Source organism: Halogeometricum pallidum JCM 14848, assembly GCF_000337095.1.
GTDB lineage: Archaea > Halobacteriota > Halobacteria > Halobacteriales > Haloferacaceae > Halogeometricum > Halogeometricum pallidum.
Window position 1 is genome coordinate 56,981 of sequence record NZ_AOIV01000041.1, and the last position, 22,013, is coordinate 78,993.

Annotated in this window: 20 protein-coding genes; 12 read left to right on the forward strand and 8 right to left on the reverse strand. The window is 63.1% G+C overall.

What is annotated here, in order from left to right; all coding sequences use genetic code 11:
• Nucleotides 1–43 precede the first annotated feature (43 nt).
• The 3 genes from C474_RS16590 (at nt 44) to C474_RS16600 (ending at nt 3,039) form a co-directional block, all read left to right on the forward strand.
• Entirely contained in the window at nt 44–1,102 is a 1,059-nt protein-coding gene (locus tag C474_RS16590; RefSeq protein ID WP_008388914.1) for an amidohydrolase family protein, read from the forward strand.
• Nucleotides 1,102–1,884 (forward strand): iron-sulfur cluster assembly protein, encoded by a 783-nt coding sequence (locus C474_RS16595; protein ID WP_008388915.1) that lies wholly within the window; start codon nt 1,102–1,104, stop codon nt 1,882–1,884. The genes C474_RS16590 and C474_RS16595 overlap by 1 nt, the downstream gene beginning before the upstream one ends.
• A gap of 114 nt (nt 1,885–1,998) precedes the next feature.
• On the forward strand, nt 1,999–3,039 hold the full coding sequence (locus C474_RS16600) for an NAD(P)-dependent alcohol dehydrogenase (RefSeq protein WP_008388917.1): 1,041 nt from the start codon (nt 1,999–2,001) through the stop codon (nt 3,037–3,039).
• Nucleotides 3,040–3,122: 83 nt separating this feature from the next.
• Here the strand turns inward: C474_RS16600 and C474_RS16605 are convergent, their stop codons facing one another.
• A complete protein-coding gene (locus C474_RS16605) occupies nt 3,123–4,226 on the reverse strand; it encodes a glycerol dehydrogenase (protein WP_049917135.1) in 1,104 nt (367 codons plus the stop codon).
• A 540-nt stretch (nt 4,227–4,766) separates the two neighbouring features.
• On the opposite strand from C474_RS16605, the gene C474_RS16610 reads away from it, so the two are divergent.
• Together C474_RS16610 and C474_RS16615 are read left to right on the forward strand one after the other, a co-directional pair.
• Complete coding sequence (locus tag C474_RS16610; protein WP_008388921.1) at nt 4,767–5,300, forward strand: amino acid-binding protein; 534 nt, start codon at nt 4,767–4,769, stop codon at nt 5,298–5,300.
• On the forward strand, nt 5,297–6,256 hold the full coding sequence (locus C474_RS16615; RefSeq protein ID WP_008388924.1) for a homoserine dehydrogenase: 960 nt from the start codon (nt 5,297–5,299) through the stop codon (nt 6,254–6,256). Before C474_RS16610 ends, C474_RS16615 begins: the two co-directional genes overlap by 4 nt.
• 25 nt (nt 6,257–6,281) lie before the next feature.
• Here the strand turns inward: C474_RS16615 and C474_RS16620 are convergent, their stop codons facing one another.
• From C474_RS16620 to C474_RS16630, 3 genes are all read right to left on the reverse strand, one after another.
• On the reverse strand, nt 6,282–6,956 hold the full coding sequence (locus tag C474_RS16620; RefSeq protein WP_193363660.1) for a type I 3-dehydroquinate dehydratase: 675 nt from the start codon (nt 6,954–6,956) through the stop codon (nt 6,282–6,284).
• A 257-nt stretch (nt 6,957–7,213) separates the two neighbouring features.
• Nucleotides 7,214–7,915, reverse strand: coding sequence for a type I 3-dehydroquinate dehydratase (locus C474_RS16625; protein WP_008388927.1), 702 nt, complete (start codon nt 7,913–7,915; stop codon nt 7,214–7,216).
• Nucleotides 7,916–8,333: 418 nt separating this feature from the next.
• Entirely contained in the window at nt 8,334–9,023 is a 690-nt protein-coding gene (locus tag C474_RS16630; RefSeq protein WP_008388929.1) for a 4-carboxy-4-hydroxy-2-oxoadipate aldolase/oxaloacetate decarboxylase, read from the reverse strand.
• A gap of 265 nt (nt 9,024–9,288) precedes the next feature.
• On the opposite strand from C474_RS16630, the gene C474_RS16635 reads away from it, so the two are divergent.
• The gene (locus tag C474_RS16635) at nt 9,289–10,326 is read left to right on the forward strand and encodes a zinc-dependent alcohol dehydrogenase (protein ID WP_008388930.1); all 1,038 of its coding nucleotides are present in this window, start codon (nt 9,289–9,291) and stop codon (nt 10,324–10,326) included.
• Nucleotides 10,327–10,540: 214 nt separating this feature from the next.
• Here the strand turns inward: C474_RS16635 and C474_RS16640 are convergent, their stop codons facing one another.
• Both C474_RS16640 and C474_RS16645 read right to left on the reverse strand, forming a co-directional pair.
• Entirely contained in the window at nt 10,541–11,452 is a 912-nt protein-coding gene (locus C474_RS16640; protein WP_008388932.1) for an NAD-dependent epimerase/dehydratase family protein, read from the reverse strand.
• Nucleotides 11,453–11,675: 223 nt separating this feature from the next.
• Nucleotides 11,676–12,449, reverse strand: a complete 774-nt coding sequence (locus C474_RS16645; RefSeq protein WP_008388934.1) for an IclR family transcriptional regulator — start codon at nt 12,447–12,449, stop codon at nt 11,676–11,678.
• A gap of 166 nt (nt 12,450–12,615) precedes the next feature.
• Between C474_RS16645 and C474_RS16650 the strand changes: the two genes are divergently transcribed.
• A complete protein-coding gene (locus tag C474_RS16650) occupies nt 12,616–13,260 on the forward strand; it encodes an MBL fold metallo-hydrolase (RefSeq protein WP_008388935.1) in 645 nt (214 codons plus the stop codon).
• Nucleotides 13,261–13,306: 46 nt separating this feature from the next.
• On the opposite strand, the gene C474_RS16655 is transcribed toward C474_RS16650, so the two are convergent.
• The gene (locus tag C474_RS16655; RefSeq protein ID WP_008388936.1) at nt 13,307–13,741 is read right to left on the reverse strand and encodes a universal stress protein; all 435 of its coding nucleotides are present in this window, start codon (nt 13,739–13,741) and stop codon (nt 13,307–13,309) included.
• Nucleotides 13,742–13,864: 123 nt separating this feature from the next.
• Here C474_RS16655 and C474_RS16660 point away from each other — a divergent pair, with 123 nt between their 5' ends.
• The 5 genes from C474_RS16660 (at nt 13,865) to C474_RS16680 (ending at nt 21,532) form a co-directional block, all read left to right on the forward strand.
• On the forward strand, nt 13,865–14,899 hold the full coding sequence (locus tag C474_RS16660; RefSeq protein WP_049917137.1) for a Bug family tripartite tricarboxylate transporter substrate binding protein: 1,035 nt from the start codon (nt 13,865–13,867) through the stop codon (nt 14,897–14,899).
• Nucleotides 14,900–15,193: 294 nt separating this feature from the next.
• Entirely contained in the window at nt 15,194–15,679 is a 486-nt protein-coding gene (locus C474_RS16665; RefSeq protein ID WP_008388938.1) for a tripartite tricarboxylate transporter TctB family protein, read from the forward strand.
• On the forward strand, nt 15,676–17,166 hold the full coding sequence (locus C474_RS16670) for a tripartite tricarboxylate transporter permease (RefSeq protein ID WP_008388939.1): 1,491 nt from the start codon (nt 15,676–15,678) through the stop codon (nt 17,164–17,166). The genes C474_RS16665 and C474_RS16670 overlap by 4 nt, the downstream gene beginning before the upstream one ends.
• Before the next feature lie 428 nt (nt 17,167–17,594).
• Nucleotides 17,595–19,100 carry a S8 family peptidase gene (locus C474_RS16675; RefSeq protein WP_239640449.1) on the forward strand — a complete coding sequence of 502 codons (1,506 nt, stop codon included), beginning with the start codon at nt 17,595–17,597 and terminating at the stop codon, nt 19,098–19,100.
• A 152-nt stretch (nt 19,101–19,252) separates the two neighbouring features.
• Nucleotides 19,253–21,532, forward strand: a complete 2,280-nt coding sequence (locus tag C474_RS16680; RefSeq protein WP_008388941.1) for a methyl-accepting chemotaxis protein — start codon at nt 19,253–19,255, stop codon at nt 21,530–21,532.
• Nucleotides 21,533–21,579: 47 nt separating this feature from the next.
• On the opposite strand, the gene C474_RS16685 is transcribed toward C474_RS16680, so the two are convergent.
• Nucleotides 21,580–21,975 carry a response regulator transcription factor gene (locus C474_RS16685; protein ID WP_008388942.1) on the reverse strand — a complete coding sequence of 132 codons (396 nt, stop codon included), beginning with the start codon at nt 21,973–21,975 and terminating at the stop codon, nt 21,580–21,582.
• Nucleotides 21,976–22,013: the final 38 nt, after the last annotated feature.

Genomic DNA, 22,013 nt, shown 5'->3' on the forward strand with positions numbered 1-22,013 from the left:
CACCAAAACAATTATTATGGTATGTTCATGAGTCCCATACGGGATGTACCAACAAGACGGAGAGGAGATATTCGTCATCGACGGGCACGTCCATCTCTGGGACGCCCGCGAGGAGAACATCATACACCAAGGCGGCGAGGAATTCATCCAGTGTTTCTACGACTACCACACCGGATTCACGCCCGAGGAACGAGAGTGGGACCTCGAGGAGTATCGGTACTACGGGCCCGACCGGATGACTGAGGACCTGTTCGGAAACGCGGCGGCCGACATGGCCGTCTTCCAACCGACGTACCTCACCGACTTCTACGACGAGGGATTCAACACCATCGACCAGAACGCCGAGTTGGCCGAGGAGTACCCCGAACGGTTCGTGCTCAACGGCGCGTTCGACCCGCGGGACGGCGACGCGGGGATGCGCGACCTCGAACGGCAGAAGGAGGAGTACGACATCCAGGGCGTGAAGGTCTACACGGCGGAGTGGAAGGGCGAATCGAAGGGGTGGCGTCTCGACAGCGACGAGGCGTTCGAGTTCTTAGAGAAGTGCGCGGACCTCGGTATCGACAAGATTCACGCGCACAAGGGGCCGACGATTCGACCGCTGAACCGCGACGCGTTCGACGTCGCGGACATCGACGACGCGGCGAGTTCGTTCCCCGATCTGGACTTCGTCGTCGAACACGTCGGACTCCCCCGATTAGACGACTTCTGTTGGATCGCCGCCCAGGAACCGAACGTCTACGGCGGACTCGCCGTCGCGGCGCCGATGGCGCAGAACCGACCGCGAAAGTTCGGCGAGATAATGGGCGAACTGCTGTTCTGGCTCGGCGAGGATCGCATCATCTTCGGCTCCGACTACGCCCTCTGGAACCCCGACTGGCTGGTCGAGACGGTGATGAACGCCGAACTCACCGACGAGCAGAAAGACGAGTACGGCATCGAACTCTCGCCCGACGTGATGCGAAAGATCATGGGCGAGAACGTCGCGGAACTGTACGACATCGACATCGAGGCGAAAAAAGAACAGTTCCAGTCCGACGACGTCACCGAGGAGTTTGGGCTCGGAGACCACTACGGCGCCCCCGACGCCACCGCAGACTGATGTCGAGTCGAACACACAGCGAGGACGGTCCGTCCGTCCCGGACGTACGCGCCCGACTGGACCGCGTCACCGACCCGGAACTCGACGAATCCATCGTCGAACTCGGCTACGTCGACGACATCGTTCTCAGAGGCCCGGCCGTCGACGTGACGTTCTCGCTCCCGACGGCGTGGTGTTCGCCCGCGTTCGCGTGGATGATGGCGTCGGACGCCCGCGACGAGGTCGAGTCGCTCCCCTCGGTCGAGACGGCGACGGTCACGCTCCGGGACCACATGCACGAGTCGGAGATCACGCGCGGGGTCAACGCACGCGAGTCGTTCGCGTCGACGTTCCCGGACGCCGACGGCGACGTCGCCGGTATCCGCGCCTCCCTCGACGACAAGGCGCGCGTCGGCCGACAGTTCGAAGCGCTGAACGAACTCCTGGAGGCCGGCCTCACCGAGCGACAGATCGTCGCGCTCCGACGCGAGGACGTCTCGCCCGAAGACGGAGCGGTGTTCGTCCGGGACGGTTCGGTCGGTATCTCCGTCGAGCGGGAACCGCTCGCCGAGTACGTCGAGAAGGTCGAAGCTACGGGACTGGTCGAGACGGGCGAGGACGTGCTGTTCCGAACGCCGGAGGGTGACCCCATCCCCGCCGACGAGTTCGACCTCGTCCACAAGCGGAGTCGCCTCGCGAAGGTCAACATGACCGGGCAGGGAAACATCTGCGATGCGCTCAACGAAGCGCGGTTCGACCCGGACCGACCGGAGACCTACGGACCGCAGGCGGACGAGTCCTGAAGCTCCCTGTCCGTCTCGTCGGCTCTCGGAGGGTCCCAGTGGGTGGGTGGAGACGACGTACGACGGTTCGACCCGCGGATTTATAATGAATGATACGGAACTACCTCTTGCACCATGTTAGCAGCACGTTTGCACGAGTACACCGAGGACATGAGCGAACCCCTTTCTATCGACGAGGTCGACCGACCGTCCGTCGACGTCTCCGACGGCATCGTCGTCGAGGTGGAGGGGGCGGGATGGTGTCAGACCGACAACCACATCATCGAGGGGATGTGGACCGACTACGTCGAACAGACGCTCCCGATGACGCTCGGCCACGAGAACGCGGGCACCGTCGTCGAAGTCGGCGAGGAGGTAAACACGGTCGAGGAGGGCGACCGAGTCATCTGTCACCCCGTCGCGACGTGCGGGACGTGCCGGGCGTGCCGGCTCGGAAACGACATGTACTGCGAGGATCTGTCGTTCCCGGGACTCACGACGGACGGCGGCTTCGCGGAGTATCTCCTCACGAACGAGCGCGCCGTCATCCCGCTACCGGGCGACGTCGACACGGCGGACATCGCGCCGCACGCCGACGCCGGCATCACGGCCTACCACGCAGTGAAGAAGGCGGCCGACGAACTGAACCCGGGCGATACGGCCGTCGTCGTCGGCGTCGGCGGCCTCGGGCACATCGGGCTACAGTGTCTGGACGCGATGAGCGCCGCCGACATCGTCGCACTCGACGTGAAGGAGGCCGCCCGCGACCTCGCGTCGGAACTCGGCGCGAGGCACGTCCTCGACCCGACGGCGGAGGACATCCCCAGCGCCGTCGACGACCTCACCGACGGGAGCGGCGCCCAGCAGATTATCGACTTCGTCGGCGCCGACGAGACCACCTCGATGGGCCCCGACATCGCCGCGCCGGGAGCCGACCACCACGTCGTCGGCTACGGCGGCCACGTCCACGAGCCGTCTCAGACGCTCGTCGACGGCGAACTATCCTACCGAGGGACGCTCGTCGGCCGCTACACCGAACTGCAGGAACTCGTCGCCCTCGTCGACCGAGGGGACGTCGAACTCCGAACGAGCCAGTACGACCTCTCCGATATCAACAGCGTCGCCGAGCGCCTCGAACACGGCGAGATAGAGGGTCGGGCGGTCATCATCCCGTAGTCCGCCGGGCGTCGACCGCCCCCGCAGCCGCCGCACTCGAACGGCGCGCACTCCGGCGGTTTTCTTTCGATTCCGTCGAACGGCTACGACTGCCGTTCGCCGACTCGACGACCGATTCTGTCGGCGGTCCGGAGCGCGTCTCGGACCATCGGCGGCGTCACCTCGAACGGCTCGTTGTGAATCGTCTCTTCGGGGTCGCACGCCGCCTCGGCGACGGTGTCCAACTGCGCCGTCGTCGCGTCGTCGAGTCCGATATCGGCGAGCGTCACCGGGAGGCCGAGCGCCAGCGAGAACTCGACGTAGTCCTCGACGAAGCCGTCCTCGCGGCCTTCGAGCACGAGTTGCGTGACGGTCCCGACGTTCACCTTCTCGCCGTGTGTGGCGTCGTGCGTCTCCTCCAGTTGCGTCAGCCCGTTGTGTACCGAGTGCGCCGCGGCCAGTCCGCCGCTCTCGAAGCCGAGACCGCTGAGCAGCGTGTTCGCCTCCGCGACGGCCGCGACGCTCTCGGTGACCGCGCCCTCCTCGACGGCGTCCACGGCGGAGAGCGCGTGGTCGCGGAGCGTCTCGTAGCAGAGCTTCGCGAGTCGGTGTCCGGCCCGCGTCGGCGTCCCGCCGACGACGTTCTGACCGCCCGACCGGTACGTCGCGTCGGCCTCGAACCACGTCGCGAGTCCGTCCGCGACGCCGGAGCGGAAGAACCGGGTCGGAGCCCCGGCGACGATCGCGGTGTCCAAGAGAACGAGGTCGGGGTGTTGGTCGTAGAATCTGTACTCCTCGAACTCCCCGTGCTCGCTGTAGATGACCGACAGCGCACTCGTCGGCGAGTCGGTCGACGCGACGGTCGGCATGGAGACCATCGCTCCGCCCGTCTCCTCGCGGACCGCTTTCGCCGTATCGAGCGCCTTCCCACCGCCGGCACCGACGATGACGTCCGTGCCGCGTCCGTCGACGACGTCCGCAACTCGCTGTATCTCGGTCTCGGAGCTCTCCCCGTTGAACTCGAGCGTCTCGGCTTCGATATCCGCCGCTTCGAGACTCTGAACGACCCGCTCGCCGACGAGGTCGAGCACGACGTCGTCGGCTAGGAGGAGACACGCCGTCCCGAGCGACCCGACGTGTTCTCCGATATCGTCTACCACGCCCCGTCCCTGTACGTACGCCTCCGGTGACTCGAATACCTGCGGCATGCGAAGGACAACCACGCCGAAGGTGTTAAGAGTTCCCGTGGATGTGGCGGTGGTCGTGCCACGGGTCCGTCGGCTGATAGCGACGGAACGTGCGATTCTACGCACGGATTCAGGAGAACTCCGAAACGCTGGTTCGAGTCTGCGGCGTCGAGCGAATTCCACGATTCGAGTGAGTGTACAGGCATCACAGAATAGGTGTGGAAGGTCGTTTCTGGCACCATAATTCTGAATATATCTACATATGTCGGATAGATAGTATCAATATCCCAGATACAACTATACTAAGAGCGTTTGGTGAAACTGAGCGCCTTTTGAGAGGAATTCGACGACCGAAGTAGCCAGTCGAGACGAGTTCGAGACTCCGGGATCGCGGTCGATCGGGACCGGAGCGGTTCGTTCCGCCGTTCGCGAGGCGCCGGGACGACTCTCGCCGTTCGACGGCGTCCGTCGCGGTCGACTGCCCCCCAGAGAACGACACCTCTATTATCGCCCACGAGCGAAATCCGCCGATGAACAACGTTAGCATGCGGTGGTGTACGGATGAGTGAGGCGGACAGTACCGTCCAGTCGTACACGCTCCGTCTCGAACTCGTGGACGAACCGGGCGAACTGCTCCGTTCGCTCCAGCCCATCGCCGAAAAGGGCGGGAACCTCCTCTCGATCTTTCACGAGCGCGGAAACGTCACCCCGCGGGGTTACATTCCGGTCGTCGTCGACGTCGAGGCCACCCCGGACCGCTTCGAGAAGATCGTCGACGCGCTCAGCCGAACCAACGTCAACGTCATCCAGGCCGGCACCGAGCGGTACAGCCAGGAACTGACCGTTCTCCTCTCCGGGCATCTCATCAACACCGACTTCTCGAACACGCTCTCTCGCATTCAGGAGACCCGAAGCGCCACCGTGACGGACATCTCGATCTCTGCACCCCAAGGCTCCACCGAGATTTCCAGCGCGCGCATCCGGATGGCGACGCAGTCGGGGTCGAAAAACGAGGTATTGGCGGCCATCAGAGAGGTCGCCGAGGAGAAAGACCTTCGTCTCGTCGAACCGCTCGTCACCGGTGGTCACGCGTGAACGTCGGCGTCGTCGGGGCCGGCGACGTCGGCAGCGCCGTCGTCGAACTCGCCGAGGCGTACGGACACGCCGTGACCGGATTCGCGGACTCGCGGAGCGCCGTCGTGGACGCCGACGGTATCGACGTGGCGTCCGCCCTCTCGACGAAGCGCACCGAGGGTACGGTCGGGTCGGGCGACCCGGAGGCCGTGTTGGATGCCGAGTACGACGTGCTCGTCGAGGCGACGCCGACGACGCTCGGCGACGCCGAACCCGGATTCTCTCACGTTCGGACCGCGCTCGAACGGGACCGACACGTCGTGCTGGCGAACAAGGGTCCGATCGCGGAGCGGTACGGCGACGTTCGGGAACTCGAAGCCGAGAGCGCCGGGTCGGTCCGGTTCGAGGCGACGGTCGGGGGTGCGATCCCGGTTATCTCCACCATCGAGGGGTTCGGAACGTCGCGGGTCGACTCGCTCCACGGCGTTCTGAACGGGACGGCCAACTTCGTCCTCTCGCGGATGAGCGCCGAAGGACTGGACTACGAGCACGTCCTCGCGGAGGCGCAGGACTTGGGCGTCGCGGAAGCGGACCCGACGTTCGACGTCGACGGGACGGACACCGCGCTCAAGGGAGTCATCGTCGCCAATCTCCTCTTCGACGGGGAGTACAGCATCGAGGACGCTTCCGTGGACGGTATTCAGGCGCTCCCCGGGACCCTGCTCGAACTGGCGCGGGAGGACGGCCAGACGATTCGGCTCCTCGCGGAGGTGCGTAACGGGAGCGTTCGGGTGAGTCCGCGTCTCGTCCCCGTCGAGAGTCCGGTCGCCCCCACCGGAACGCACAACGCCGTGCAGTTGGACATCGAGAACGCCGGTCAGATGAACCTCTCGGGTCGCGGAGCGGGCGGCGTCGAGACGGCGAGTGCAGTCCTAACCGACATCGGGCGTTTGAGCGGAAAACAGACGAAACGATAACTTCGGAATCGGGTCTTCAACGGGGCTACTCTGACAGCGGAATCTCCTTCGGTACCGATACCTCGCTCCGAAGCGTGTCCATCACGTCGTCGTCGACGCTGTTGTTCTTCGTGAGTTCGATGAGCGACGCGAGTTTTTCGAGCGGAATCTGGCCCGGCGCGTAGTCGACGTCGTCCGCCAGCAGCGGCGCGTATCCGAGTTTGGAGCCGTAGAGATGACCGATGACGCGGGTGTGGCTTCCGATCTCACCCATCGAGATTCCCGCGACGTCGATTCCCTTCTGCGTGGCGGCGTGGACGGCTTCGAGAAGCGTGAGCGTGTCCGATTGGTCCCGCGGGAACGTCGCCACCTTGGCGATGTCGCCGTACGCCGCGCACTGTTCGATGATGGCGTCGAGCACCGCTCTCTCGGGCGTGTCGTCGAAGTCGTGATGGGAGATGATGAGTTGCACGTCGTTCTCGCGGAACTCTGCGGCGAGCCACTCCTTCGAGCGAATCGTCTCGTACTCGATATCGACGAACTTCACGGAGTCGAACCGCGACGCGGAGAAGAGGTCGTCGAGTCGTCCCGTGTCGTTCGCCTTTCCGCCGAACCATCGCGCCCGGTTCGTCGCGATGATCGGCAGTTCGCCGTCGTACGCCTCCAGTTGTTCGATCGGATTCTCCGCTTTGTCCATCCGGAACTCGATGAGGTCGGCGATTCCTCGAGCGTCCTTCTCTCGTGTTAGGTCATTTGTTGTTGCAGCGAGAGCCGATTCCTCGATTTTCATGTGAGGTCTTATCACTCTGTCGGGTATAAACGTTGGCTCTTTCCGCAATATCGCGCCCGTGTGTCTCTCGCTCGCGAACGCCACGGGCGACTGACCCGACAGCCCCGAAGCGAAAACAGTACAAGAAATTATATTCACTACGCAGTATCTGTTTCAAGTCGAAATAGAAGATCACCACACGATAGCGGCTACAAACTTTCCGCGAGTTCGTCTCCGCGGCTAATTCCTTGCGCATCCGCGATCGTATTTAGCACATCGTTGAGTTGTTTCAAGCTGATGTCTCCCGACCCGGTGTCGGGTCGGATGGGGGCGTAGGCTAATCTCGACCCGTAGAACGCGCTGACCACGCGAGTGTGCTTCCCGGCCGCTCCGCTCCCATACCCCGCAATGTCCGTCTCGCCCCGCGAAGCGTCGTTCAAACACTCCAGCAGTACCAGCGCGTCTCTCTCGTCCTCGACGAGGATGACGACTTTGATGAGGTCCCCGTGCTCTCCGCACTCGGAGATGGTCTCCCGGAGTTCCTCTTTCGACGGAGCCGCTTCGTTGCTGTAGCTCGATATTAGTAATTGGATCTCTCGGCTGCGGAGCCGTTCGAACGTTTCGCCCCGTTCGTCCGCATCGGCCAACGGCACTTCTACTATCTCCACGACGCCCGGTGGCGCGGCGGCGGCGATGCTGGCCACGTCGTCCGGCTCAAGCGTATCCCCGCCTTCGGTGGCCGCTCTTGGTGAGAGGATAAGCGGGACGCCTGGGGTATAGTTCGAGAGTTGGGCCCGCGGGTCCTCCGCACTCCCCAATCGGAACTCGACGTAGTCCGCCAGCTCGCGGACCGCTTGTACCGTTGCTAAATCGTCGGTCACACCCACCAGTCGACACTCATCAACGTCCATGTCATACGTAGCTCTCTGCGGATTCAAAAATGTTTCTCAGGTTCGGAACCTCGTTACCTCCTCTCTGTTTCGATGGATGCACGGAACGATCGTTCCTTACTGTAGCGTTCTCCCCTCCTTTGAGCATCTTGCAACGATGAAATCTGCCCCGTACCGGCCGCTCTCGGACGAATCAGTGATACTATTACAGTACTAACCATGTAACATCTGCCAGATACTGTCCAACGCATTGCTTCAATAATATCGAACCGAGGTCTTGGTGGGCGAACCGTGCTCTTCGCGGAACTACTGACGGAAACGCAAATGTCAAAATCGACCGAGGGGCGAGACCGTACGGCGACAGCGTGAATCAGTTGTCTCTGTTGTCCGAGTTCTCTCTCGGAGTCAGTGTTGTCACTCGCGCAGCGTCGCCGTGCACTTACTGGATGGAGTCTTCCGGTCCGACGATGGTTAGGTTGTCGAACAGTTCGTCGTAGCCGTTGAGTTCGTACAGGTACTCTCCCTCAAGCACTTCTTCGCGCACGGAATCCTCCGAATCGAGCTTCGCGCGGGAGCGCTCCAGCACGTCTTCGGCTCCTTCGGGCGGGATGACGGCTACTCCGTCGTCATCGCCGATAACGATGTCGCCCGGGTCCACGCTCACCCCGCCGCACGCGACTGTGACGTTTATCGAACCCGGGTCCTGCTTGAGCGGTCCTTGAGGGTTGACTCCGCGTCCGTACACGGGAAACTCCATCTCGGCGATTTCCCGGCTATCCCGGTACGCGCCGTCGATGATGATTCCGGCGAGTCCGTTCGCCTGACAGGACGTGCACATCAGTTCGCCGATGTGGCCTGTTTCGGTGTACCCGTTGCAGTCGATGACGAGGACATCACCGGGTTCGGTCATCGTGATGGCCTTGTGGATTATGAGGTTGTCCCCAGGCGACGCGTTGACGGTGACCGCCGTTCCAGCCATCTCCACGCCGTCGTACGCCGGCCGGACCCCCGAGTCCATCGTCAGTCCGATGTTCCCGGTGACGTCGGAGACGATGGTGCTCGGAACGTCTTCGAACGCCGCAACCACGTCGCTGTCGGGACGGTCTACGTCATGCTCTACCGTGTGCATGTGGCGAACGATGCGTACGGCTCACGTTAAACTATCGGTGTTCCGAGAAAGACCTGACCGCTCCCCTCCCATCGATGTGGGCGGGTCTTTCAACGAGGGGCGACCGAACGGTGAAGCGGTCGCGCGACGGAGGCGGGACCAGCGCACTCTGATGAGAATATGGGCTCCCGAAATCTCTGCACTTCCCGCTGAGCGCGTCTCCGTCCCCGAATTCTTCTCTCTCCCAATCCATAGAATTATATCCGCAGGGCTGCCACGATGCTGTATGCGTGGATTAGCGAAGACGGAGCGTACTGAAGGGTACGTCGAACTTATCGAACGGGAGCGTCCGACACCGGCGTCCGACGAGGTGCTCGTCGAGGTGGAGTACGCCGGCATGTGCGGTAGTGACGCCGGCATCTACAAGTTCAAAGCGCCCTTCGAGCGGATGAACCTCCCGACGGTCATCGGCCACGAGTACTCGGGTCGCGTCGCCGAAGTCGGCGCCGACGTGACGGCATTCTCTCCCGGCGACCGAGTCGTCGAGCGACCGATTCGGCCGTGCGGCGACTGCTATCAGTGTCAGATAGGCGAGGAGAACGTCTGTCAGCACACGGAACTCACCGGCATCGACCACGACGGCGCCTACGAGGAACTCATCGCCGTTCCGGAGCACGTCCTTCATCCAGTCCCCGACGGCGTCTCGGCGAAGCACGCCGCGATAGTCGAACCGACAGCCATCGCGACGCGCGCCGTCATCGAGAACTCGCGGGTCAGCCCCGGTGACCGCGTCTTGGTCGAAGGGCCGGGGCCCATCGGACTGCTGTGCGCGCAGGTCGCCGACGCGCAGGGTGGCGACGTGGTCATCTCCGGCGTCGGACGGGATTCGAAGTACCGTCTCCCGCTCGCTCGGGAACTCGGATTCGAGACGCTCAACGTCGCCGAAACGGACGTCGCGTCGCACCGCGACCGGCTGACGGACGGCATCGGGTACGACGTGGTGTTGGACACGACGGGCCACCCGTCGGGGTTGACCACCGCCGCGGACGAGACACGCAAAGGCGGCCAGATAGTGCTCGTGGGGCAGACCGGCGAGACGACGATGCCGTACTCGCCGCTCGTCCGCGCCGAAGTCGACCTCCAGTGCAGTTACGGGGCGACGTACGAGGACTTCGAGCGCGGACTGCGACTCATCCAGTCCGGAGACATCGACTGCGAGACGTTCATCGACGACCGATTCTCGCTCCTCGACGCCGACGGGGCGTTCGAGGCGTTTCTCGCCGGCGAGACCTGCAAACCCGTCTTCGACGTCTTGGAACTGTAGTCTTCAGTGGCCTTGACTGCGGACTGACGAGCAGAGCGACGATCGAATTCCTTCGAACCCGCCCGTACACCATTCTGTGAGCCGTCGTGCGCGAGGTTGGAGATTGCTCTCCGAAGTCACGACCGAAGAGGAGAGCGGCCGGCGTCCTATACTCGCGTACCGACCGTCGCACCGCGTTACCGGTCGTCGAACCCAAACGACGTTCTGACCGGGGTCATCGTTTCGACTCGGGGGAAGGGTCCTCCGCCTCGGGCGGACCGTCCCACCGACACCCGTCGTCCTTCGGTTCGTATCCGAGAACCTCCTTTGCGTGCTCGGTGTCGAACCACCGAGACTCGTTGTCGCTGACGGCGTAGAAGGTGTCGTACGTCACCGTCTCGTTCTGGAGGCAGCACTCGATGAGGTGGGCGAAATCTCGCTGGGAGGTCCACGTCGCTTTCAGCCGTTTCACCATCCGTTCGTACTCCTCGCTCCCGCGCTCCCAAGACCCCGTTTGCGATTGGTCCCAGACTTCGTCGCCGTCAAGTTTGTGCTCGTCACCCCTGTCGACGCCCCGTTCGGCGTCGCCATACGGATGGTCGTACCGCTCGGTGCGGACGCTGGAGATGCGGAGCGAGAACAGCCGTTTCGGATACGAGTCGCGTCGCGCGTGCGACCGGAGGACGTTTTCGCCGAAGACCTTCGACGCGCCGTAGTATCCGTCCGGTTTCGGCAGCGACTCGTGATCGAGCAACAGCGGATGGTCCTTCTCGTAGAGTTCCGGCGCGTGGTCCTCCTCGTACAGACCCATGACCCGTTGTGAGGACGCGTACACTAACTTCTCCACTTCGGCGTCCTGGGCCGCCTTGAGGACGTTGTACGTGCCGACGATATTCGGTTGGACGATGTCCTCGAACTCCGCCCCGGCGTCGGACTGAGCGGCGAGGTGGACGACGGCGTCCTGCCCGTCGAAGGCGGGCCGGATCTCCTCGTAGTTGCTGACATCGGCCACGTGCGTCTCGTAGTCGGGGTGCTCGTTCCGGTCGAGGAAGGTGAACTCGTATCGCTCCTTGCCCACCAGGTGGTTGCGCAGGGCTTCTCCCGCCTCGCCGAACGGACCGGTAATGAGGACTCTTTGCGTACTCATCGATAATGGAGGTTGAGACTGGAGATATTTATAGCTTCTGCGAAGTGGAATCGGTCCCTCAGGCTCCGACGAGACCTTTAACAGGTGTTTTCGGAAGAAAAACCACTATCTCTACTTCAATAATATTGAACCAGTGGCGAACGTGAGAATTACGAACATAGGAGCGTAACGGAAAACGGGAGAGGGAACGAACGGTACGGCGATAGAGTCAGAAACGAGAGAGCTACCGTTGGGAGAGTTTGAGTTCGATGATGTTCTTTTTGTTCAGTATCGCCGGGGCGAGCGTTTCCTCGATGCGCTCGTCTCCCATCCGGCTGAGGGGGCCGCTGATGCTGATCGCGCCGACGACGCCGCCCGAGTTCGATAATATTGGAGCGGCGACGGCGCTGACCCCGACGAAGTGCTCTCCCCGGTTCACGGCGTACCCTCGTTCTCGCGTCTCCGCAAGTTCCTCGAACAGCGCCGCTCTGTCGACGATGCTCTCCTCGGTGAGCGCCGGGAGCCCCCGCAGGTCGAGGATAGCCTCCACTCTCTCGTCGGAGAACTGAGACAGCATCGCCTTCCCGAGCGCCGTGTTGTGCAAGTAGAGGTGCGCACCCAAGGCCGCGTTGTCGTCTATCGATTCGGGTCCCTCCGACTTGTAGAGTTGTACCATGTACCCGTTCTGTTCGGTCCCGACATTCGCGATTTCCCCGGACTGCGTTCGGAGGTCGTCGATCTCCGATTTCGCGGCCTGATACAGCGGCAACTGGTCGCGCAGTTGACCACCGGTGCGGAGAAAGAGGAAACTGCACTCGTACCGCCCGTCGCGCTTTATCACGTAGTCGTTCTCGACGAGAGTGACGAGGTGGATGTGGGCGGTGCTCATCGGCGTGTCGAACTCCTCTGCGACCGCCGAGAGCGTGGCCGGCCCCTCCGTCCGCAGATACTCCACGATGTCGAACGCTCGAGAGACGCTCTTCAACTGCCGCGCGCCCGACGGGTCGTTCTCGCTCATACCTCCGCATTCGGTCGTCGTATCTTAAGTGCTAGGAATCACTTCAACGATGTTGAAGTGGGGTGTGGCCGAACACGCGGACGGCGGCACGGAGTCTGGGAGAGAACGGCTGTACCCTCGCTCATCGGTAGTTTTATTTTTTCCGCGAAGCGAGTCGCCTACGAACATGAGCGCGGAGAGCGTCGTCAAAGGTATATCGCTGATCCAGTTCGAGCACGTCCGCGTGTACGTACTGGAGGACGTACCGAGCGGAGAGACCACCCTCATCGACACGGCGTTCGAGGAGAACGGCGAGGAACTCGTGGCGGTGCTCCGGAACGAGTTCGGCGGCGTTGACCGCGTCATCCTGACGCACGGTGACCACGGGCACCACGGCGGACTTCCGTATGTGATGGATGCGTTCTCGCCGACGCTGGCGGCTCCCGACAACGAGACGAAACTGTACGAGGCCATCGAGTACGAGCCGGACGTCCGCTACGAGGACGGGGATGTCCTCGACGGCAATATCGAGGTGATACAGGTCCCCGGCCATACGCAGGGGACGTCCGCGCTGTTGCTCCGAGACCGGGATATCCTCATCTCGGGGGACGCACTCGACGGCGCGGACCGCGCCGGTCTCCCGGCCGGCTACCTCCTCCCGCCGCCGGCACTCTTCAACGACGACCACGAAGCGGCCGAGATCAACCTCTATAACCTGCTTCAGTACAATTTCGAGACGCTGTTGGTGTTTCACGGATCGAACGTGTTCGAGAATCCAAAGGGGAAACTCGACGACTTCCTCGTCGAACGCGAGTGGGACCCGCGCCCCTGAGCAACCGGTTGCTGTCGAGACGGTACGGAACGCTCCTCCTCCCGCGTCAGTTTTCGTCGTCGACGAACGACGTGACGACGGGACAGGTCGCGTCCAGCAGGATGGACTGTGCGACGCTCCCGAACAGAACCTTCCCAGTGGGAGAGCGTCGTCGGGGCCGAACGACGATATACCGGGCGTCCCGCTCCTCGGCGTAGTTGATGATTTCGTCGGCCGGATCGCCGACTAATCCGACGGTCTCGTACTCGACCGAGATGTCGGTCACCGCTTCCTCCGCCATCTCCGCCGCCGCGCTGCGGACCTGGCCCATGTCGAGGGGTTCGTCCGCCTGCGCGCTGGTCCGCCCCAGGTTCACGAACTCCGAGCGGGTCAGCGCGTGGACGAAGTGAATCGTATCGTCGAACGCCTCTGCCAGTCGCTCGGCCTCTCTTACCACGGTCGTCGTTCTGTTCGATTTGTCTACCGCTCCGACGATTACCATGCCTCCTACTGATTCGTAGCTCCCACATCATTGTTTCGCCCTCGAACGTCGATTTCCCGTCGCGTCTCTTGTCATCGGATGATAGAAAAACCTAAATGATAGTCCCCACACGATAGAGTAGAGATGACAGACGACAGTATCTCTGCCAGCGCTGGGGACAGCCAGGCGAGTACGTACGGTGGCAGTGTGAACCGACGGAACGTCCTGAAGGCTCTCGGTGGGACGGGCCTCGTGGCGACCGCGGGATGTACCGGGCAGCTATCCGGCGGGTCGAACCAGGAGTGGCCGTCCCGTCAGGTCGAAGTGGTCTCTCCGTGGTCGGCCGGCGGGGGAGCTGATCGGACGAGTCGGGCGGTCGCAGACGCCGGGGAAAGCAATACCGACGTCTCGTGGAACGTCAGCAACCAGACGGGCGGGTCGGGGTCGGTCGGGATGAGCGCGGTGGCGAACGCGGAGCCGACCGGACACACGCTCGGCTGCACCGCTCCCGAAATCTGCCTGTATCAGCACCTCGGAATCGCGGACCTGGGTCCGGACGACATCACGCCCATTATGCAGTACACCCAGATGCCCGCAGCCATCGTGGTGAGGGAGAACTCCGATTACACGACGGTCGACGAGTTCCTCTCGTACGCGAAGAACAACAAGGTGCAGATGGCCAACTCGGGAATCGGATCCTCGTGGCACATGGCGGGTGCCGCCTGGGCGTACGAGGCGGGCATCGACGTCCAACACGTCGCCTACCCCGGTGCGGCCCCGGCTATCACCGCGACCGTGAACGGCGAAGCGGACTGCGCGACGGTCGGCGCGGTGGAGGTCGCTTCGCAGGTCCGCGACGGCCCCCTCACGGCGCTCGGCGTCATGTACGACGAACAGCTCGAATCGCTCCCGAACACGCCGACGATGCAGTCGCAGGGCATCGATATCGTCATCGGATCGTGGCTCGCGCACTTCGCGCCACCGGACCTCCCGGACGACGTGAAGCAGTCCATCGTCGAGACGTACAACACCGTCTACGAATCCGAATCGTTCAAGACGTTCATGGAGAACAACAACTTCATGCGCGTCAAACGGGGTCCCGATGAGCTCCAGAAGTTCCTCGACGAGAGATACAAGTACTACGGTCAGCTAGTCGAGAAGCTGAACATCCAGGCCTGACCACTTCACAACCGACGACCCGAGGGACCGCGGGAGTCTCTTCGGTCGACACCAGTACCTTTTTATAAATCATGCGTGAAAATTTCACACAGTCACCAAATACATGAGCACCAGTAATGCACGTTCGGGGAATCGACCGACTGACCCCCGAGAGAGACGCGTTCGAAGCGAACGACGACGGAACCCGATGCCGACCGCTGTGTCGTCTTCTGCGATGGGAGACCCGCGACCGGTCGATACACGGACCGCGTCGACTCGGGAGTACCACCTCGAATCGGAGTCACACCATCTCGTATGAAACTCAGCACCAACGCGCTACGGTCGAGTCCGCTCGCAATCGCCTTCATCGTCGGTGCGGCAGTCGTGATACTCTTCGCGTCCCGCTTCCCGAGCGGCGGCGAGGTGGGACCGGGCTTCTTCCCCATCGGCATCTCGACCGGCATCATCCTCTTCGCGCTCGTCGAATTGGTCACCGAAGATGACGGCGGACTCGACGTGAGCGACCACGACCTTCGGGCCGCCGGCGTTGTGTTGGCCCTCGTCTTCGGATATCTCGTCGCGATGCCGCTCGCGGGATTCCTCGTGGGGACGATACTGTTCCTGCCGGTCATCCTCTACTACTCGGGCGTCCGCTCGCCGACGACGATAGCCGTGATTTCGCTACTGCTCCCTCTCGCGCTGTTCTATATCTTCAGTCAGTTCTTCTTGGTCCCGCTTCCGGAGGGCGTGATACCGTTCTCCAGACTGCTCCCCCGGCTTCCCGTCTGGGTGATGCTATGATAGAGTACATCATCGCCGGGTTGACGAACGTCCTCAACCCGTTCACGCTCTTCCTGATGGTCGCCGGCGTGCTCGTCGGTATCCTGATGGGGTCGATTCCGGGAATGACGGCAACGATGACCGTTGCGGTCCTGCTCTCGTTCACGTTCACCATGGACCCCGGCAACGGGATGATGCTCCTGCTCGGAATCTACGGCGGCGCGGTGTACTCGGGGTCGATTCCGGCGATTCTCATCCGCACACCGGGGACGCCGTCCGCGGCGGCGACCATCTTCGACGGCTACCCGCTCTCCCAGAAGGGCGAGGCGGGCAGAGCCATCCGAATCAGTACCGTCGCCTCGTTCATCGGCGGCGTGATCAGCGTCATCGGGCTGATGTTCTTCTCGCCCCTCATCGCAGACGCGGCCCTGCAGTTTCGCTCGCCGGAGTTCTTCGCGCTTGCGCTGTTCGGGCTGACGATAATCGCCAGCGTCAGCGGTGATTCGCTACCGAAGGGGATGATATCCGGCCTCCTCGGGATGCTCGTCGCCACGGTCGGCATCGATCCGCTCACCGGTTTCCAGCGGTTCACGTTCGGCGTCCCGGAACTGCTCACCGGCGTCCAGTTCATCGCGGTCATGATCGGATTGTTCGGCATCGCGGAAGGGATGAAGGCGTACTCCTCGGGTATCGACGACGAGGGGAAGAAAGTCGATCAAGACATCGATGGCATCCTCCCGTCGCTCTCGGATCTGAAAGCGATCGGTCCCGTCTCGACGGCGTCCGGCATCGCCGGCGTTCTCATCGGTTCTATCCCCGGCGCGGGTGGTGACATCGCGGCGTTTATCACGTACAACGAGGCCACTCGATGGATAAAGGACGCCGTTCCCTCGTTCGGCGAAGGCAACGTGCGCGGCATCGCGGCCGCGGAGTCAGGGAACAACGCGAGTACCGGCGGCGCGTTGATTCCGACGCTCACGCTCGGCATTCCGGGTGACTCGGTCTCGGCTATCCTCATCGGCGCCCTGATGGTTCACGACGTTCAGCCCGGTCCGGCGCTGTATCAAGAGGAGACGACGCTGCTGTACACCATCTTCGTCGGGTTCCTCCTCATCTACGTCCTCATCCTCGTGTTCGGATTGCTCGGGGCGCACTACTGGGTTCGACTCATCAACATCCGCGAGTCGCTTCTCTGGCCCGCCATCTTGGTCCTCTGTGTCATCGGTGCGGTCGCCCTCCGAGGGAACCTGTTCGACGCGTGGGTCATGCTCGGTGCAGGTGCGCTTGGATACGTGCTCCGTCTCCGCGGGTATCCGTTGGCGCCGATGGTGCTCGGACTCATCCTCGCGCCCATCGCCGAGACGAATCTCCGACGTTCCCTCTCGCTGTCCGGCGGGTCGTTCGACATCTTCTACACCAGTCCGATCGCACTCGTCATCATCCTCCTCAGCGTCGCGACCATCGCTGTCCCGGCGGTTCGCTCCCTGTCTTCGCGCTCTTCCGCCTGAACGGCGGTTCCTTCTTTTTGTTCTATCCTCGTTTTACAAACATAAGATTGTACCCGGACAGTTAGAACCGCCTCTGCTTTTTCTGATGATAAAAACCACAATATGTACTTAAAATTGCGCAAAGGAGGATATAAAATAGGGGTAGGAGAATATAATTGGGAATAGCTACATATGCCCGTATATCTGGAGTTATAGGTCCACAATGTGTTTGCATTTATGTTCATGAGAGGTCAACCCGACGCAAGAGTTTCCTCTCGATGGCCGCCCACTACCCAAACCACCGCCGTTTTTCCTCCTGCTCTCGATTTCTCCGCTCATCGCTCGATCTTCTCCCAACCTCGCACCATTAAAATACAAGTTATAAATATATAAGATTAATTCTATTTTCCTCAACACTTTACTGGCCGCCCTCTCGAGAGTAGTTTGTCATGTCCTCGCTTACCAGACGCTCCCTCCTCAAGGGAGTCGCCGGCAGCACACTCGCTCTCGGTGCGATGGGAACCGCCACGGCCGCGGACGGCCGCGAGCAGTACGTCGTGACCGCGCCCGGCGACGGCGCTCTGAAGAGACTCGAACGGCGCGGCGCGGAGGTGGTCGCCTCTATCGCCGACGATACCGTCCACCTCGTCCTCGCGGGCGAGGAGACGGATCTGAACGGCGTCGGCGGCGTCACGTCCGTCGACCCGAACGGGGGGTATCGACTGCTCGGCCCGGCGAAGCAGGCGACCAGTACGGCGGAGTCGCTGGACGACCAGTACGCCTCGCTCCAGTGGGACAAGATGGCCGAGACGACCGGCGCGTTCGAGGCCCACGACACCGCGACGGGCGACGGCAGCACCGTCGCCATCATCGACACCGGCATCGACGAACAGCACCCGGACATCCCCGCCGTGATGGAGAAGGGAAGGCTGTTCCGCGCGGACGGGCTGACGAGCCCCGACGGCGAACCCACCGTCGCGGGCGACGAGACCATCGAGGCGAATCTCCATCCCGATTCCGAGGAGGTGGAGCCGTACGTCTGGCGCGGCCCGCCGGAGACGCGCACCCAGTCGGCGGCCGACGACGTGCAGTCACACGGGAGCCACTGCGCCGGCATCGCTACGGCTAAAAACGACGTCGACGCCGACGGCGTCCCCGAGGACGTGGGCGTCGCCGGAATGGCGCCGGACGCCGACGTGGTTCCCCTCCGCGTGTTCTACTGGAAGAAACTGGAGGAGTACGAACTCGACGCCGACGGCGACGGCGAGGTGGAGGAGACGATTCCGGTCGTCACGACGCTGTTCACGACTGACTTCGACATTTTGAGCGCCATCGACTACGCGCCCGACGCCGGCGCCGACGCCGCGAACATGAGCCTCGGCGGCGGCGTCATCAAGGGTGCAGAACACAGCACCGGCGAGCACGTCGCCTACCAGCGCGTGACGCAGGACGCGGTCAAACGAGGAACGGTGGTGACCGCCAGCGCGGGTAACGCGAGCGCGAACCTCCAGCAGGGCGGCTTCTACACGCTCCCGAACAGCGTCCCCGGAGCGCTCAGCGTCAGCGCGACCGGACCGAACAACGAACTCGTGTTCTACTCGAACTACGGCACCAGCGACATCGACGTGGGCGCGCCCGGCGGCGGGTACGAGACGCTGGAGAAGACGCTCGCGGCGGACACCGAGTGGCCCTTCCCCACGAACCTCGTGCTGTCGACGGTACCGCCGGACCTCAACGACGGACTCGCCTACGATTGGTACGCCGGGACGTCGATGGCCGCCCCGCAGGTGGCCGGCCTCGTCGCCCTTGTTCGCGAAGTCGCCCCCGATATGAGCGCCAAGAAGGTCCAGAACGTCATCGAACGGACCGCTCGGCACAGCAACGGCAAGAGCAGCCCCGAACTCGGCGCGGGCGTCATCTACGCGCCGGACGCCCTCGAAGAGGCCCAGCGCTAGCACACCTGCCGACCCATCGTTTTTCGGTATCGTACGACACGCTCGCGTCCGATTCCCCCCGGTATAGACAACATACCAGATACATCGATATCCAAAATTGATAATCCGACGAATACCGTTATGAAGCCGCTTCGGTTTTTCCCGTATACACTATGGAACATGTCTCGCAGCGGGTGGAATCGCGTCTTCCCGATCGAATTCGGCAGAACTACTTGTGGCGATTGGTGGCCATCTTCCTCGTCATCAGCGTCATCGTCGGCGCCGTCGGCATCTATCAATATCAGCAAGTGGAATCGACGGTCGAGGCGGAGGCGGAGGAGCGACTCCTCCAGACGGCCAAGGAGAACGTCGAGGTGCTCTCGGCGTGGCGCGCCGACCACATGAAGACGGTCGGACTGCTCTCTAACTCCGAGACGTTGACGGGCGACGACGAGGCGCGGATGAACGCCCACCTTGCCTCACAGCACGAGCAACTCCCGGCCGACATCATCGACCTCTCGGTCGTCGACCTCCAGTCCGGCGAGGTGCTCGCGAGCACGTCCGAGGGACAGGCCGGAACGACGATGGACCGCGTCACCGCGGCCGCACCGGTCTCTTACGTCGACCCGAACGCCGTCGGGTCGACCGCGAAGCACCAGTGGCAGGGCGACGGCGCGAACGTCATCTCCTTCTTCAGCCCCGTTCCGGGCGCGACCAACCGCGTGCTCGTCTACTCGGCCGAGACGGCGACCGTCGACGAACGCCTCAAGGGCGCCGAGGGGTCGGTCACGCAGTTGATCGGTACGACCGGCACCATCGACTTCGACGGCAGCGGCGAGAACGCCGGCGAGCAGTACCCGGTCGAGAACTCCGAGGCGGTCGAACGAGCGTGGGCGGGCGAGTCGGGCGTCGTCGTCCAAGACGCCGCGCCCGGCTTGATGGAAGAACGGCACCTCGTCGCGTACGTTCCCTACCACGCGGGTCTCATCCTCCTCGTGCACGAACCCACCTCCTCGGCGTTCGCGCTGGGTGACCAGGTTGCCGGCACGGTCGCGTTGCTCATTGGGGTAACGGTGGCCGGATTCGTCGCCCTCGGCCTGCTCATCTCGCGCAGCACGACCAAACCCCTGCGCGACCTCTCCGAGAAGGTGCAGTCGCTCCGCGAGGGCGATCTCGACGTCGACCTCTCGACCGGCCGCGAGGACGAGTTCGCCGGGGTGTTCCGCGGTATGGCGGCCCTCCGCGACGACTTGCTCGACCAGCGACGCGACGCCGAACGCTACGGCGACGTGATGAACGTCGCCGCGGATGGAGACCTCTCCGCGCGGATGGACGCCGACAGCGACAGCCGCGACATGCGGACCATCGCCACCTCGTACAACGGGATGATGGACGAGATAGAGGAGACGGTCGTCGCGGTCCGGCAGTTCAGCGGCGACGTGGCCTCGCTCAGCGAAGAAGTCGCGGCCAGCGCCGACGAGGTTAGCCGCGCCAGCAGCGAGGTCAGCACGTCCATCCAGCACATCGCGGACGGCGCGACCGACCAGAACGACAGCCTCCTCGCCGTCTCCGAGGAGATAGACACGATGACCGCCTCCGTCCAGCAGATCGCCGCCTCGGCGGACGAACTCGCCGACTACACGAGGAACTCGGCGGCGAAGGGCGACGAGGGACGGCGGGCGGCGAACGAGGCCCTGACGGGCATCGAGACCATCCAAAAGGAGACCGAGCACACCGTCTCCGAGATGGAGCAACTGGACGAACAGATGAGCGAGATCGGCGAGATCGTCGAGGTCATCTCCGACATCGCCGAGCAGACGAACATCCTCGCGCTGAACGCCAACATCGAGGCCGCGCGGGCGGGCGAGGCCGGATCGGGATTCGCCGTCGTCTCGAACGAGGTCAAGTCGTTGGCCGAGGAGACCCAGGACTCCGCACAGCGCATCGAAGAGCGCATCGCGTCGCTGCAGGACCAACAGCAGAGCGTCCTCGACGGGATGGCGCGGATGCGCACCCGCGTCGAGGAGGGAACCGAGTCGGTCGGCACGGCGATCGGTTCCTTCGAGGAGATCGTCGAGGAACTGGACGAGACGAACGCGAGCGTCGAGGAGATAAACGCTGCGACCAGTCGACAGGCCGAGTCCTCGCAGGACATCCTCAACATGACGGAGGAGGCGACGAGCATCAGCGAGGAGACGACCGCGGAGGCGCAGACGGTCTCCGCGGCGGCCGAAGAGCAGACGGCGACGCTCTCGGAGGTTTCGGAGGGTGTCAGTCGCCTCGCGGAGAACGCGAGCGAACTTCGGACTCATCTCGAACAGTTCGAGGTGCGCGACGAGGCGAACGGAGCGTCGGGGTCCGACGCCGTCGGCGACTCGACGGCAACCGATTCGACGGTCGCCGCGCCGGCCTCCCGCCCGACGGCGACCGACGGCGGCGCTAACGCGCAGTAAGGTCGTCAGAACGTTCGCGTACTTCTTTTCCGTTCCGCCGAATACGGTCAGCGGCCCGTTTCGAGCCGTTCGAGAAACTCTTCGCGCCGGATCGGTTTGGTTATGTAGGCGGTGATCCGGTCGCCGTCGCCGTTCAGGTGTTCGTCCGCCTCGTAGGCGCTGAGGACGAACACGTCGCCGTCGAACTCGGTTTCGTCGATTCGGTCTATCACCTCCGGCCCCGAGAGGTTCGGCATCCTGCGGTCGAGAACGAGGACGTCCACCGATTCGTCGATTTTCGACAGCACGTCCTCGCCGTCGGCCGCCTCCCGCACGTACCACCCTTCCTCGCTCGCCAACCAGATGACGAGCGTTTCGCGGAACTCCTCGTCGTCGTCGGCTAACAGGACCGTTCGTTTCGTCGTCTCTTTGCTCCGTCTGGATGTGGGTTGACTCTGCTGCATGCTTTTCACCCTCGTTTCGGCGTCCCACCCCTGTGACG